Below are 13877 nucleotides of genomic sequence, written 5' to 3'. Positions count from 1 at the left end.
GAGCTGGCTTTCGGCAAACTCGGACCGTCCGGAGCTGTCCCTCAAAGCTCCTGAGCGGCAGATAACAGGCGCTCGCCCAGCTGATAACATTGCCGAAGTCTATTAAACGAGCAGCAATTTATGTCTGCGATGACGGCTAGTACCGGGTATGCCAACGTTTGCCCGCAAGCGTCATCGCACCAATACGTGTTGTGGAAGCGAGCACGCGCCAAATTCGGCCATCGCCATACTCAAATGGACGAATGTTTTCAGAGTAAAACTTTCAACGGCAGCCCTCGTCTCTAAGGTCAAGGCGGCGTTTGGCCATCGGGCGTGGGTTGATTGAGCCATGTGATGAAGCTCTCCAATCGACGTCAACACGGAAAGACGGAAAGTCTACAAGTGAATGTTGGACCGGCCAATCGACCTGACACGGTCTGTGTCTTTACCCGTCCGGTAAGCGAGCATCGGGATCGGGATACTCATGGGGTCGCTGGTATCGGGTGTCGCGGGGTCCATCATCCTCATCGTATCCAGCAGACGTAAAACACACAAAACCCGGAATGATCAAGTTACGGCGTAACCACCCTGCGTCGCCACCGTGCCAAACGCGATGTTTGAAAGGGTGGCGACGACTGCTATTGGCAGCAACGCTGCCGTAGCCACCGCCTTGAAGGGATATGAACCAAGAACCCGCATTTGGAGATCTACCAGCTTGAGAACATTCGAGAATTTGTTACGAGCTATCTCGAAAACGGATTGGGAACATATCCTCGCCGCGGTGGTGTAGGCGGGTATGATGTAGTCTGCACAGCCAGCGCACTTTGAGGGGCTCATCATATCTGTCATGATGAGCGTCTACCACTTGGTTTCCGCAGACTTCACATGATTGTTTCTCCAGATCACCAGCCTTCACCGCCCTCTGGACGGCAAGGTGAGCATCATACTTGGCTGGATTGGCTCGACGCCAGTTGGCCTGACGGGTATCAGTTTTCAGCACTGACGTGTTCCTATAACGCTAGGTCGCAACGAGCTCGGCGAGTTTATCTGCTACCATTGCCATCGAATTTTCCCCGGTGCTCAACCCGCTGCGTGAAGCCAAAAGGGGGCTGACGTTGCGGAGGGCTTCATAGGTCGTATTATGGACGATGGGCACGAGCTGTTCGGTTGCCAAGAGCGCTGAAAGCTCCTTGTCAGCAACACCGGCTGTTGGAAGACGGCGGAGCAATGCCGGTGTTACCAAAATGATACCGACCCGCGACTTTACCAAGCCTCTGTCGATCTCGCGAAGCAGCGACGTGCCAAGAGCAACATCCTTCTCGCTAAACCAGACCGATACGCCACGTGCTTCGAGCAGATCAGGTAATCCCGCGCGGTTCTCGGCCGTTTCTCGGATTGGCGTAAGCGCGCGTACCTCTGTAGGTGTATACAAGATCGTCGAACCAACCTTCGACCATTTTGCTCTGACACGACCTGATCCTCCGCTGCTACCTACCGACGAAGAACTGGTTGCAGGTGAATAGGAGGGATACGATCCGTAACCGCTGCTGTAGCTGCGATAGCCACCATAGCGGCTGCTACCACGGCATGCTGGGCAGTTGGCGGCCGCATTCGCTGAACGGTGCCCTTCACTCGGCGCTGTACATCTTGCCATTGAAAAATCCTCTCAGACGTGGTGATCAGCTATCTTTGATCGTCGTACGCGGGTGCGACTTGCCATATTTTGTGGTCACAAACCTGCCAGAAATAGCACTCCTGTAAACGCCACCTGTGCTCCCTCCGTCTTTCGCTTCTCGCACGGTCGTTCTCGGATTCGAACGTCCACTCCGGGCCGTAACAAATTGTCCAGTGATTGCGCTGCGGAAGTTACTTCCTTTTCCTTTTGCCATCTTTCATCTCCTTTAATTGCGGTGGGAGCCGGTACATTCGGACTATAAAGGATCGTGGGTGTCAAAAACTGTCACCCTGTGAAATCACGAGATAGCAACAGCATTAAAGCGGGCGTCCACATGGCTTAAGGCAATGAATCGAAGTCAGTTCTGCGGTGGTTTTCAATGAAGTTACGCAGCCCTTTGGGCGCGACTACCTCGACTGCATCGCCCCATGAATAGAGGTACCATGCCATTTCAAGCCAGCCTGCTGCATGAAAACGAACTATCAAGCTTCCATCTTCTTGCGGCTCGACGATTTGCTTTGGGTGAAAGGAGAATTCAGCCGCCCGCGCTGCGGCATGTGAAGCGAAACGCCAGATGACTTCGTCGTATTGCTTCGGATTCTGGTAAACACCGAACGATCTTGCGGTATAGTCTTCAAGCGAAAAACCGGACGCGATGTTGAAGCTCTCGTCTAAGCACTGGGCGCTCCGTATCCTATCCATACGGAAATTTCTCATTTCGTCACCTCGTTCTGGCTGGCGCGCTACGAGGTAGTTTCGATGCCCAAGTAAAAAACCATGAGGCTCGACGATCCTTTCTGGTGCATCGATATCTCCGTACCGCATCCGCAGCCTGAATGGACCACGCAGAGACTCGATAACAGCGTCAACAACAGTTGGGACCAAATTGACGCGCGGTCCAGGGCGTGCGACCGATCCCATTCCAAGCAGGACTGCTTCGACATCTGCCTCCGTTCGAGTAGCATCTTTTGACGTAAGGCGAGCGAGCAATCCTCTGCGAACGTCATCTAGCGCAGTAGCGTGGCGCAAACGGCCATCGCTTTGGGCTGTTCTGCTTGCGATCTCCAACGCTTCGACCGCTGTCTCTTGCCGCAATTGAAGTTTTTCTATTACCGGATCGGCGATCCGCCACCGCCGCCTACGATCAGGGCCAGCGAACGCTTCCACATTGAGAAACACTGCCTCAAGCGCTTCAGTCATGCGCTGTGCTATTCGATGCGAGATACTAAATTCTTCGCGGATATCATTGAGGCTAACGCCGGCCCGCCTCGTAGTGGCCATCCGTGCAAGGCGTATAAGGTCCTGAGACTTGGAAAAAGGCATTAAGTGATTCCTGTTGGACAAAAATGTATGCCTACACGCTATGGCTGAACTCTGGGCCTGTCGACAGGCGTTCACGTAACATCGATCAGTGACTACGGCTGGGCCCGCTACCCTGATCAGTGTCTCATTGTGCGCTTCTCCTCATGATTGAGGGATGCACATTGCAATCTGTCAGAAAACCTCATATATTTCTGACAGGAGGACTGCCATGCAACGACTGACAACACAGATCATGGCCCATGCCGAACAGCTGCCCGAAGGAACGGCGCTGTCCGCGAAGGCCTTCCTGCATTTGGGAAAGCGAGCGGCGGTGGACCAGGCATTGTCGCGTCTGCATGAACGCGGCGAACTCGTTCGGGCCGGTCGCGGGATCTATCTCAAGGCGATCAAGAGCCGGTTCGGAAGCCGCCCGCCGACGGTCGAGCAGGCCGTTGAAGCCGTTGCACACCAGCGTGGCGAGGTAATCGTCTCTAATGGCGCTGCGGCTGCAAACTCGCTGGGCCTGTCCACTCAGGTACCGGTCCGGTCCGTATACTTCACATCCGGACGCAGCCGAACCATGATTGTCGGTAGCCAGACGGTCGAGTTGAAACACGTGCCGCGCTGGCAGCTCGCCTTGGCAAACAAGCCTGCCGGTCTAGCGGTCCGGGCGTTGGCGTGGCTTGGCCCGGAAAGGGCCGAAGAGGCACTTCCGAGCATCAAGCGGAAGCTTTCCGCCGAGGCGTTCGGTGAACTCGTAGCCGCCGCCCCTCAGTTTCCCAGCTGGCTTGCCCGCAGTGTAGGAAAGGCCGCTTATGGCTGAACAGTTTTTGCAGCTGTCCCCGGACGATCGGAGAGATGTTCTTGCGATCGCCGCAGAGAAGGCTAGGCGGCCGATCCATCTTCTGGAAAAGGACGCCTGGGTCGTCTGGGCGCTTCAAACCCTCTATGGAACGGCGCTCGGTGACCACCTCGTCTTCAAAGGCGGCACGTCCCTCACTAAAGCCTACAACGCCATCCGCAGGTTTTCGGAAGATGTTGACCTAACCTACGATATCCGTACGCTCGCTCATGATCTCTTGGGGGAGAACGAGGAGGCGTTGCCGAAAACCAGAAGCGAGGAAAAGCGCTGGTCGAGCGAAGTCCGCAAGCGTTTGCCGGTCTGGGTATCCGAGACCGTGAGCCCGCTCATTGTCGACGTAATCAGCGCCCAGTCACTTCCAGCCACCGTCCGGGTCGAAGCCGACAAGCTATTCATCGACTACGAAGCAATTGGTGGAGGATCCGGCTATGTCGCTCCAAGCGTGATGCTGGAGTTTGGAGCTCGATCGACCGGAGAGCCGGCAAGCGTTCGGGACATTTCGTGAGACGCTGCGGGCCTTGTGGATGGCATCGAGTTTCCCACCGCGAAACCGCGGGTCATGCATGCCGAACGCACATTCTGGGAAAAGGCGACGGCAATCCACGTCTTCTGCCTGCAGGAACGGCTCCGCGGAGAGCGCTTTTCACGCCACTGGCACGATATCGTTCGTCTCGACGATATAGGCGTCGCCGATAGCGCAATCGCTGATCGCGTGTTGGCCAAGTCGGTGGCACAGCACAAATCGATGTTTTTCGCTGAGAAGGCGGCTGACAGAACGCCGATCGACTACGACGCCGCCGTGGGTGGAGGACTGCAGCTGACACCTTCCGGCGAAGGGAGGGCGGTTCTCGAACAGGATTACGCCCGGATGCTGGAAGACGGCCTTCTGCTCGATGAGGCGGAGACCTTCGACGAACTCCTCGCCCGATGCGCCAAAATCCAAGACAAGGCCAATGCTGGCGGCTGAGAAAAGCGTCCATGATCGCGGGAAGCCAAATGAGATGACAATTCACGCAATGGCCGACCCGTGATTTTCAATCGTTACACCACCTATCGGCCCGGCCTTTTCGCTCGTCTACTTCCTTCCGGCAGATGGAAGCTCCGGTTACCGAAGGCGACGGCGGGCTGCGTCGAACTGCATAACGTTACGCGGGCCAAGCTGCAATGTCTGGACATTACCGACATCAGGATTAAAAAGGCCCTGCTTTGGCATACGGTTGAAATCCGCACGCGCAGTCATGTCGAAACTCTGTCGTGCCTCGGCGAAGAGGCCGCGAGCCGGCTCGCCAACGACCTCCACAGGTTCATCAATCGCTACCTGGTCGAACTCATCGGGTCGGATCAGGAGGCTTTGAAAGAGGTAGATGCGAAACTTGAGCCCTTGATCGAGAGAAGGAGGCAATACCTGGCACAGGCGGATGGCGCAAGCCATCGCAAGTGTTTCTGGCCCAGCCGCCGCAGCACTTTCCCACCCATTGTTTGAAGCAGACGGCATAACAGAGGCAATGGAGGCCAACCTTCCACGGTCCCTGTCCTTCCTGACCGATCCCGACCGACGCCATCGGTACAACAACGAATTCGTTGCGACTGAGCTCACCAGATACGCCGCATTCTTCGACAATCTCGATGGCCGATCGTTGTCGGACCAACAGAGGGAATCCTGTATTCGGTTGGAAGACAGCAATCTCTTGATCGCGTCCGCAGGGTCCGGCAAGTCGGCGACGATGGTCGGCAAGGTTGCCTACGTACTGGACAAGGGACTATATCAACCAGAGGAAATCCTTGTTCTCGCCTACAATAGGACCGCGGCTGAAGAGCTGAAGGAACGAATAACGCATCAGCTTGGCGTCCAGCCGGCGGATCTGCAATGCAAGGTCACGACTTTTCACGCTCTCGGTCGGGATATCATCAAACTGGTAGAGGGCAAGCCACCGCAATTGGCGAACTGGGTGGAACATCCTGCTGGCGAGGCACGGGTCATTTCCAAGATCATCGAAGACTTGATGCAATCGGACGCGAGCTTTGCCAAGGTCTGGATTGAGCTTCTGGTACTCTATCCGAAAGCCGATATTCCTGCCTCCGTGTTTGACAGCGATGCGGACTATGACCGCTACATCTCGGCGCGTCGGCGTGGTAGCGAAGCGTCTATCGGCGCATTTGGTGGGGTTTACGTCAGGTCTTTGCAAGAGCAGACGATAGCGAACTGGCTGTGGCTCAATACAGTCGAGTTTCAATACGAGCGCCAAGTTGCCACGGAGGACGAAGACGGGACGATCAGACATGTGCATCCCGACTTCTATTACCCGGCAAGCAACACCATCCATGAGCATCTTGCTATCGATAGCTGCGGATTCCGACGTGAAGCCGGCCGGCATTCCGATCAAAGACCGGCCACCATTCCGATTTGAAGCCGGCCACGATTCCAATCAAAGACCGGCCGATTTTCGGCACTGAAGAATACCCCCTGGGTCAGCAACTTTGGCATCAAATGGACCACGTGCAACGTGGAGATTTTGATGCCAGCAAAGAGAAGGCTGACCATGAGACAGTTACGACAGATGCTGCGGCTTGCCGGAAGCGGGACCAGCTCCCGTGAGATTGCGGTCGTGTTGGGAATAGCGCGCAGCACGGTGCAGGATAATTTACGGCGAGCAGCCGAGATCGGCTTGACCTGGCCGTTGCCAGGTGACCTGACCGATGATGCTATCGAGAACAAGCTTTTCGCCCGCAATGGTGTCAAGCAAGGCACCCGACGGCGAACGGAACCGATATGGGCCGAACTTGCCGTCGAGCTCAAGAAGCCTGGTGTTACGCTCCAAATCCTATGGGAAGAGTATCGCGCTTCAAACCCCGACGGTGTCAATCGGCTTGGAATGTTGACCCCGTGGGGATGCGGACGAAAACTTGGACCACCAGGAGGTAGTTCATGTATTCCTACGCAGACAGACTTCGAGCCGTTGAGCTTTACATCAGGCTTGGCAAGCGGGCTAAGGCGACCATTCGCCAGTTGGGTTATCCCACCAAGAATGCTCTAAAAAGCTGGTACCGCGAGTACGAGCAGCGTCGTGATCTGTGTGTTCGCTATCCGGCTCGAACGCCAAAATATTCCAGTGAACAGAAGCAGGCAGCGCTTGAGCACTACCGCACTCACGATCGCTGTATCTCTGCGACGATGCGAGCCGTGGGTTACCCCGGTCGTGGAACCTTGACGGCTTGGGTTCGAGAAGCATTTCCGGAAACGAAGACATCCATAGTCGGTCGATCGTGGCGTCCGGCCTATCCTGAGAGTTTGAAACAGGTCGGTGTCATCGAGCTATGCAGTGGAGAGGAAAGTGCCCAACGAGTAGCGCACCGACTGGGCGTATGCAGGCCGACGTTGTACAACTGGAAAGATCAGCTACTCGGTCATGAGGCTTCTTCATCCATGAAACGCCGCAACACCAAATCCAAGATACCAGAACGCGAGGAGCTCGAACGACAGCTTGAAGCCCTCCAGCGTGATGTCCGCCAGTTACAACTCGAACATGATCTCTTGAAGAAAGCCAACGAACTTCTAAAAAAAGGCCTGGGCGTCGATCTGCTGACCCTGAGTAATCGGGAGAAAACACAGCTGATTGACGCCCTTAAGGATACCTATCGCCTGCCAGAACTACTCGTCCAGTTGCGAATTGCTCGAAGCTCATACTTTTACCATCGCATGCGCATGTGTCTGGCAGACAAGTATGCTGCCGTCCGGCACAGCCTTGTGGAAATCTTTGAAGCAAACCGTCGTTGTTACGGTTATCGTAGGCTGCAGGCGTCACTGGCCAGGAAAAGTGTGATCATCTCGGAAAAGGTTGTCCAGCGATTGATGAAGCAGGAGTGCTTGGTCGTACCCAGACCGCGCCGACGGCGTTTCGGATCATACCTGGGAGAAATAACTCCAGCACCCGAGAACCTGATCAATCGCGACTTCCATGCAAAAGCGCCGAATGTGAAGTGGCTGACAGACATCACCGAGTTCCAGATCCCAGCCGGGAAAGTCTACCTTTCGCCAATCATCGATTGCTTCGACGGCATGGTCATCAGTTGGTCGATTGGAACGCAACCAGATGCGGAGCTGGTCAATACTATGCTAGATGCAGCGATCGAGACCGTGACCGAAGCAGAGAAACGGCCAATCGTCCATTCCGATCGCGGAGCTCATTATCGCTGGCCCGGCTGGCTAACACGGATCAGCGAAGCGAAACTGGTTCGTTCAATGTCCCGAAAGGGTTGCTCGCAAGACAACGCCGCATGCGAAGGCTTCTTCGGCCGGATGAAAACCGAGCTCTTCTATCCCCGAGACTGGAAGACTATTACAATCGAACAGTTCGTTGCCGAAGTAGACGCTTATATCCGCTGGTACAATGAGAAGCGGATCAAGATATCGCTGGGATCACTCAGCCCAATCGAGTATCGAAGAAGCCTTGGCCTTAACCCATAAATCAGTCCAACTTTTTATCCGCATCCCCTCACCCCACCAGAGGGGTCAATATTCCATGCCGAAACACACCCAGCCTTCATTAAGTGTCGGTGCAGGCTTCGACCAGACCTTGGTAATCCCCTTCAACCCTCACTACCCGGTCTGTGACCTCGGCCATGTCAATTGATATCTGCCTTACAAGTTCGATCTCGCTGTTTACGATCACCAGCGGGCTTCTGGTGAAATCAGCGTTATATCGGAAGGGATAGACATTGCCGGCTGCCCGATTCAAAGCCATCTCCATCGCCATGCAAGCACCAAGCAGATCCACGACTATGGTGTAGGTAATTCTCATATCATCGGAGGGGTTGTCCTGTATCGCCCAGAGGATCGGATAAAGCCGGTGGCGAGCCGCGAAAATGTCTTTTCTCAAGCTCGCGATGATCAATTTCGCCAGAGCTAGCTGGCTAAGCTCGCTCAACTCCTCCACGCTAGCCAGTGTGACGTTGGTGTTGGCAATGGACCGGACAGCCCCAGCCTGGAAACCGCTCTCCGACATCAGGAACGCTCTGTCCGCACCCACGTCCTGAGCGATCTGATACAAGGTGAGCACGTTCTCCTTTTCGACAGGTCGGTTCCAGAGCTTGCATTCGACGATCCAGCAGACTGAAACGCCAAACATCTCAATCCTAGCGACGACATCGACGACATGGCTTCCGCGGGCTCCTTCGACTTTTTCTTCAACGGCGACTGAGAATCCGAGCTGCTGGAAGTGGTCGGCAACATCCCTTTGGTATTGTCGCCATGGGACAACTGAACTCATGGATGAGCAGCCCCAGCAAGTTCGCGCATAGTATCGCTATGCTTCTCGCATCCCCGGCAACGCCCGCAAGGGTATTCGGCAACATGGCAGGAGAAAGTCGCCCCCAGTAACGACGCGGGAAGGCCAGAGCCTCTGATGAGATCGACAGGGTCGCTGTCGATGGCAGGCGCAGTGACACGCACAGCGCCTTCCTGTAGCGAGACCAGCGAGCTGATAGCATCGACGAACGGTTTTTTACCGTCTGCGTGAACGTCAGTCGCGACGGCACCAAACATGATTTCCTTGAGGCCCTGCCCTACAAATTTCATCGCGGCCAGCGTGATCAGCATTTGATTTCTGTATGGCCACCACTCGGGAGCTGATCCAACGGTCGCGGTTTCCGAGCCTGCCAGCGATCCAGACCCGAGGTGAGCCAGATCAACTGTCACGACCTCATGGCGAAGCCCCATTAACCCCGAAAGCCCGGAAGCCGCCCGGATTTCTCCCTGCGCCGGCCTTTGCCCGTAATCGACTGTAAGACATAAGTCAGGTCGCTGCGACCATGCCAACGCCGTTGAGTCCAGACCACCCGAGAAGAGTAGTAGTCTCATGCTGACCATGCCTTCATGGCGGCCTTATAGACGGCCGTGGTGTAATCGCTTTCCATTACGCAGCCTGTCCCCTCGAACATCGTGAGGTGAAGCGGGTCGAGTTGTTCGGAATATCCGACCACGGGAATTCCGGCCTTCCGAGCGTAACCGACTTCGAAAATCGTCCCTGGGTCGGCACCGTCGAGGAGTGCGAGGACCACCGCACTCTCATCCAGACCAGCGAGATCTCCGGACGCCAGGTCGTGGGCCGACTTGGCGGTACCGACATCGTGAAGCGGAGAGAAGACTGGTACGCCCATCGACGTCAGGATGTCGCGCGTTTCCTCGATGAGCCAACGCTGAGGCAAGGCGAAGAACGGTCCAGCGAGATAGAGCTGCCTCGGCAATTCCCGCGGCGAATAGGCGTCGCCATGGCAGAGTGCCTCGATACCCGAAAGTGGCAACCGGTGCCCGTCCACGAAATGCGCGACCGAGCGAGATGCTGCGTCGGCCGCCTCATCGGGTGGCAGCCCCGCCTCGCCCCAGTAGTAGGCAAAAGCCGCGCTGAAGACATCACCTGACCCGATCTTGAAAACGCTGTCAGATCGATAAGGAGGAACGAGCACGGAGCTGCGGCCCCTCGAGTGAACGATCGCTCCCCGAGGTCCGAGTTTAATGATGACTACATCGGCATTCTCGCGGGCGAGGATGATAGAGCCAGCCCCCTCCAGAGGAACGCCTGTCGTCTGGCTTGCTTCCCAGCCATTCAAAACGATGGCCAAGTGCTCGGCAACAGAGCCGTTGGAATGGAAGGACTCGGGGTCAGCTCCTGTCTGCGGGTCAAAAACGGCATACTTAGCTCTTACGATCGCACTTCCCGCGACCATTCCGAAACGCAGCACGGCATCGCCTTCTACGCGTAAGGGCTCGATGTCCAACTCGCCGTCGTATTCGAGCTCCGCCGTGGATAGCTGATGGAAGTATCGAAAGGTCGCCGGCATCCGGCATTCGGTGATTAGCGCCTTCACGCCGAACGCGGCTGCAGACATGGCGATGTCTTCCGCCCATTCCGGCGGCGCGTATGTTGCAAGCGTCACATCCTTGGAAAGCTCTGTGATCGCCGCGGCTGCTCGAAGACCCGACCCGAAGAAGCGGTCCCAGCGTGGGTTGTCGCAAATCTCCCGATACGTACCACCCGCCACTATCACGGCGCTAGCTCCACGTGGACAGTGACGATCGTACCATTGAGGACCGTAACCTGCGCGATGTAACGTCGACCGCTGCGCAGGCAGCCGACTAAAGTCGCCAGGCCCGGGAAAGCCGCCAATGAGCCGACGACTAGGCCGGCGGCGGTCTGGCAAACCACGACATCGAAACCATTGCTGACCGTGAGGACGACCTGAAGCGCTGTCCCCACCGAAACGCCGGCCGCTACTATAACATTGACGCCGCTGAGATTGACGTCGAACGCAATCGCACAAGGATCAGAAGACTCGAAAGCGCCGCCTGCCCCTGTCGAAGCGCCCTTTTTGCCCGACTGAGTCACTGCCTGTTGAGGTTGGGAGGAACCCCGTGATTTCCGTCTGCCACTGCCCGACATTTTTTCCCCTTCGAGTCGTAAAACTCGAAAATAAAAACTCTAGCGGTGGTCGAAGTCAAACGTCGGCGCGGCCGAGTTTGCGCATTTCCCCCCAAATTATCGCATCGAGCAACGACGCCTTGATTTCCATGATTTTACAGAGGTCGAGGAAACGACGTTCCATGTCGAAGTAGTCTCGCGGAAGTTTGGTTTCGCCGTGGAAGAGCCCCATTAGTTTTCCGGCTCTAATTACGTGGATATCGAGTATTGCCACCTCGTCTGTACCGAGCAAATTCCGCGCAATCCATGATGCGGTCTTGGGGCCGATCCCCGGGACCGAGAGAAGCGCATTCCGAAACGCCACCGGATCGTCCACCGGAGGGGGGTCGTTTTCGATCTTTTGCAGTGCCGCTTCGATCCTAACGGCCTTCTGCTTCGGAAACCTATATCGCCTTGGTCTGCCGTCCACGATCGCGTCCGATCGCAGCAGACCTTCGATCACCGACGCGGGCACCCTCGCGCCCGGCACGAAAACGCCGGCGTCACAAAGAACCTCGAAGAACGCGTGGTTCATCTCGGCCGTCACGCCATAACCGCCCAACAGACAAAAGCCGAGCTCCTCGTGGAGCGTGGCCGATGGACTTACGAAACCGTGTGACGCCTCCGTTACCTGGTTCGCAATGGCGGCCCAGTAGGCGGGGCTTGGGACCCATTCGGGTTTGCCCCACTTCACCCCTGGAAGAATTTCTGAGTGCGGCTGGTACATTCGTGGCTTTCCGGTATTAGAGCGTCGAAGCGCCCATTGACGTTTCCGCAGAATATTCGTTTATATTCGTTTTATGCAAGCGAAATCAGATGATGCGACAACGAGCGACTGGGGCGGGATGCTTAAAGGCATCGCCGCCAGGGATCGCATCACCCAGGCCGAGCTAGCTCTGGCACTTCATACCAGTCAATCTACAATATCGAAGATAACTCAGGGAATTAGTAGGCCGCGGCCAAACCTCAGGTGTCGGATCGAAGCGCTTGCCGCATCAAAAGAGGTCTCCACTCAGTGGCTTGAAAAGGTAGGCGAGGCGGCGCGCAGTTCCCCGAAGTTCTTCAAGATTGTAGACGCAGCACTTTGCTTAGTGAATAATAACGAATAATTTACCGCAGTTTGTCATGAACAACATCATCAGAGCTCTGCCAGAATCCTAACAAATCATCCTGTGCGGCACAGTGAAGTTGTCGTTCGAAGGCAGCGGTAGCGACGCGCAGATGCATCTATCTTGTACCGATGCACCGCAACGATTAGATGCTGCACTCTAGGTGCTCTCGTTTCCCGCGAAGGGCACGCCGATCGCTTACGATTACATCACCCCCCACGCCCGAAACCTCCCCCTCCCCGTCATCTCTCTGAGACCGAGCTCCAAAACAATCCGCCGCGCCGCCTGCGGCGTCATTTCCAGTGTTTTCGCCACCATCCCGGCCGACACCAGCGGTTTCGCCATGACGAGCTCAACCAGCTCCGGCAATTTCGAAGACGTTCGTCTTCCCGACAATTTGCGTTCCATCATCTGCCGAGCGAGCGTCAGTCGGTCATGCTCCTTCATGCCGATCTCGGCCGCCGCCTGAAAACCCTGGGCGATGGCGAGAAGCCGGGTTTCGCGATCGCGATGCCGGCGCCGCTCGACGGAGATGGTTTTGAGGCCGAGATTGATGGCGGCCAGATGGGCGCCTGACGTGATGCCGGCCTGCCGCAGGATGGAGGCGCACAACAGCCGGCCGAGCCAGGGCGCGTGCTGCAGCACCGAAACCTCGTTCCAGGCATCGAGGGCGACGATCGCCTGCAGCACCGCTGGCAGTTCCTGTGCCTGTCGCAACACGTCGCGCCATTCGTCGAGCCGGGCGTCCTCATCCCAGTCGAGGTCGTAGACCATCGGATCGGCCGTAGCCCGGCCAGGCTTCCTGGCTCGTTCGATTGCTGCCTCCGATCGCGCCAGCAGCGCGTCGATCGCGGCATCGTCGACGCCGGGGAGATTTTCCACGTCGTCACCATCATCCCCCTCCCCTTTCGGATCAAACAAGGCCTCGCGCCGGATGGCAGGTGTCCCCACCTCGTCCGCGCCGACCGCCGGGACCTCCGACGTCTGGCACAGTGCCCGCAAACCGTCGGCCGACAGAGCCCAGCCAGGCAGTTGCCCGGCAATACGCCGGCGAGTGCGCAGTACGTCGCTGGCGATGGTGAGTTCGTGCGTGGGCGTGCGGATGTCGCGGGTGGCATCATGCAGAACGAGGTCTTCGAGATGGACGAGCTCGCCGTCGATCCACAGCGAGGCACAGGCGTCAGCAAAATTTTGGCGTTCGATCCAGCCCGCGCCGACCGGTGAACGGGCAATGCGCTCATCCAGACGCGTGAGAGCGACGCTGGCGTCGAAAGCCGGCCGCATCAGGTCACTCATGCTGATTTTCGCGAGATCGTAAGCCATTGAAATCATGGTAAATGATTTCTTACAGGAACTCTAGTGGATAGTTTGTGTTCCTCACATGGTATGATTGCGAGTTCGGGTTTTAACCATCGATAAGTACCCGTTATCGATGGCTGTTGATCTCAAGCCGCAAATCAGAAAGAGTCGGTGCGAATTACGGTCCTTGAGGCCGC

13 protein-coding genes and 1 pseudogene are annotated in these 13877 nt (G+C 56.6%); 5 read left to right on the top strand and 9 right to left on the bottom strand.

All coding sequences use genetic code 11. The features are described from left to right. Positions 1–715: 715 nt before the first annotated feature. The 3 genes from CFBP5473_RS21350 to CFBP5473_RS21335 form a co-directional block, all read right to left on the bottom strand. Positions 716–979, bottom strand: a complete 264-nt coding sequence (locus tag CFBP5473_RS21350; RefSeq protein ID WP_003551697.1) for a hypothetical protein — start codon at positions 977–979, stop codon at positions 716–718. A gap of 18 nt (positions 980–997) precedes the next feature. Then, a complete protein-coding gene (locus tag CFBP5473_RS21345; RefSeq protein ID WP_027676870.1) occupies positions 998–1633 on the bottom strand; it encodes a toll/interleukin-1 receptor domain-containing protein in 636 nt (211 codons plus the stop codon). Between the two features lie 360 nt (positions 1634–1993). Beyond that, the gene (locus tag CFBP5473_RS21335; protein WP_027676869.1) at positions 1994–2977 is read right to left on the bottom strand and encodes a helix-turn-helix transcriptional regulator; all 984 of its coding nucleotides are present in this window, start codon (positions 2975–2977) and stop codon (positions 1994–1996) included. 208 nt (positions 2978–3185) lie between these two features. On the opposite strand from CFBP5473_RS21335, the gene CFBP5473_RS21330 reads away from it, so the two are divergent. Continuing rightward, positions 3186–3779: a DUF6088 family protein gene (locus CFBP5473_RS21330; RefSeq protein ID WP_027676868.1), complete on the top strand. Its 594-nt coding sequence runs from the start codon at positions 3186–3188 to the stop codon at positions 3777–3779. Continuing rightward, positions 3772–4785 (top strand): annotated as a pseudogene (locus CFBP5473_RS21325) (nucleotidyl transferase AbiEii/AbiGii toxin family protein). The gene CFBP5473_RS21330 and the pseudogene CFBP5473_RS21325 overlap by 8 nt, the downstream one beginning before the upstream one ends. A gap of 138 nt (positions 4786–4923) precedes the next feature. On the opposite strand, the gene CFBP5473_RS25435 reads toward CFBP5473_RS21325, so the two are convergent. Continuing rightward, on the bottom strand, positions 4924–5250 hold the full coding sequence (locus CFBP5473_RS25435; RefSeq protein WP_027676867.1) for a hypothetical protein: 327 nt from the start codon (positions 5248–5250) through the stop codon (positions 4924–4926). On the opposite strand from CFBP5473_RS25435, the gene CFBP5473_RS21320 reads away from it, so the two are divergent. Continuing rightward, positions 5237–6226: a UvrD-helicase domain-containing protein gene (locus CFBP5473_RS21320; protein ID WP_234881908.1), complete on the top strand. Its 990-nt coding sequence runs from the start codon at positions 5237–5239 to the stop codon at positions 6224–6226. The two genes, CFBP5473_RS25435 and CFBP5473_RS21320, sit on opposite strands and share 14 nt — an antisense overlap. A 518-nt stretch (positions 6227–6744) precedes the next feature. Next, positions 6745–8283, top strand: a complete 1539-nt coding sequence (locus tag CFBP5473_RS21310; RefSeq protein ID WP_027676864.1) for an IS3 family transposase — start codon at positions 6745–6747, stop codon at positions 8281–8283. Positions 8284–8362: 79 nt separating this feature from the next. On the opposite strand, the gene CFBP5473_RS21305 is transcribed toward CFBP5473_RS21310, so the two are convergent. The 4 genes from CFBP5473_RS21305 to CFBP5473_RS21290 form a co-directional block, all read right to left on the bottom strand. After that, complete coding sequence (locus CFBP5473_RS21305; protein WP_051441399.1) at positions 8363–9085, bottom strand: restriction endonuclease; 723 nt, start codon at positions 9083–9085, stop codon at positions 8363–8365. Then, the gene (locus CFBP5473_RS21300; RefSeq protein ID WP_027676863.1) at positions 9082–9675 is read right to left on the bottom strand and encodes a 7-cyano-7-deazaguanine synthase; all 594 of its coding nucleotides are present in this window, start codon (positions 9673–9675) and stop codon (positions 9082–9084) included. Before CFBP5473_RS21300 ends, CFBP5473_RS21305 begins: the two co-directional genes overlap by 4 nt. Next, entirely contained in the window at positions 9672–10862 is a 1191-nt protein-coding gene (locus tag CFBP5473_RS21295) for a PfkB family carbohydrate kinase (protein ID WP_027676862.1), read from the bottom strand. The genes CFBP5473_RS21300 and CFBP5473_RS21295 overlap by 4 nt, the downstream gene beginning before the upstream one ends. A gap of 447 nt (positions 10863–11309) precedes the next feature. Continuing rightward, positions 11310–11999, bottom strand: coding sequence for an 8-oxoguanine DNA glycosylase (locus CFBP5473_RS21290; RefSeq protein ID WP_051441397.1), 690 nt, complete (start codon positions 11997–11999; stop codon positions 11310–11312). A gap of 73 nt (positions 12000–12072) precedes the next feature. Between CFBP5473_RS21290 and CFBP5473_RS25745 the strand changes: the two genes are divergently transcribed. Continuing rightward, on the top strand, positions 12073–12381 hold the full coding sequence (locus CFBP5473_RS25745) for a helix-turn-helix domain-containing protein (protein WP_027676861.1): 309 nt from the start codon (positions 12073–12075) through the stop codon (positions 12379–12381). Between the two features lie 204 nt (positions 12382–12585). Here CFBP5473_RS25745 and CFBP5473_RS21280 read toward each other — a convergent pair whose 3' ends face one another. Beyond that, positions 12586–13713, bottom strand: a complete 1128-nt coding sequence (locus CFBP5473_RS21280; protein WP_027676860.1) for an RHE_PE00001 family protein — start codon at positions 13711–13713, stop codon at positions 12586–12588. Positions 13714–13877: the final 164 nt, after the last annotated feature.

It is taken from the genome of Agrobacterium larrymoorei (genome assembly GCF_005145045.1).
Taxonomy (GTDB): domain Bacteria; phylum Pseudomonadota; class Alphaproteobacteria; order Rhizobiales; family Rhizobiaceae; genus Agrobacterium; species Agrobacterium larrymoorei.
The sequence above is the reverse complement of the archived record's forward strand: the minus strand, read 5'-3'. Positions and strand labels throughout refer to the sequence as shown.

Bases quoted from the DNA above. Each gene is read 5' to 3' on its own strand.
- CFBP5473_RS25435 (WP_027676867.1), bottom strand. From the start codon at position 5,250: ATGGCTTGCGCCATCCGCCTGTGCCAGGTATTGCCTCCTTCTCTCGAT.
- CFBP5473_RS21335 (WP_027676869.1), bottom strand. From the start codon at position 2,977: ATGCCTTTTTCCAAGTCTCAGGACCTTATACGCCTTGCACGGATGGCC.
- CFBP5473_RS21320 (WP_234881908.1), top strand. From the start codon at position 5,237: ATGGCGCAAGCCATCGCAAGTGTTTCTGGCCCAGCCGCCGCAGCACTT.
- CFBP5473_RS21305 (WP_051441399.1), bottom strand. From the start codon at position 9,085: ATGAGTTCAGTTGTCCCATGGCGACAATACCAAAGGGATGTTGCCGAC.
- CFBP5473_RS25745 (WP_027676861.1), top strand. From the start codon at position 12,073: ATGCAAGCGAAATCAGATGATGCGACAACGAGCGACTGGGGCGGGATG.
- CFBP5473_RS21280 (WP_027676860.1), bottom strand. From the start codon at position 13,713: ATGATTTCAATGGCTTACGATCTCGCGAAAATCAGCATGAGTGACCTG.
- CFBP5473_RS21310 (WP_027676864.1), top strand. From the start codon at position 6,745: ATGTATTCCTACGCAGACAGACTTCGAGCCGTTGAGCTTTACATCAGG.
- CFBP5473_RS21290 (WP_051441397.1), bottom strand. From the start codon at position 11,999: ATGTACCAGCCGCACTCAGAAATTCTTCCAGGGGTGAAGTGGGGCAAA.
- CFBP5473_RS21330 (WP_027676868.1), top strand. From the start codon at position 3,186: ATGCAACGACTGACAACACAGATCATGGCCCATGCCGAACAGCTGCCC.
- CFBP5473_RS21300 (WP_027676863.1), bottom strand. From the start codon at position 9,675: ATGAGACTACTACTCTTCTCGGGTGGTCTGGACTCAACGGCGTTGGCA.
- CFBP5473_RS21345 (WP_027676870.1), bottom strand. From the start codon at position 1,633: ATGGCAAGATGTACAGCGCCGAGTGAAGGGCACCGTTCAGCGAATGCG.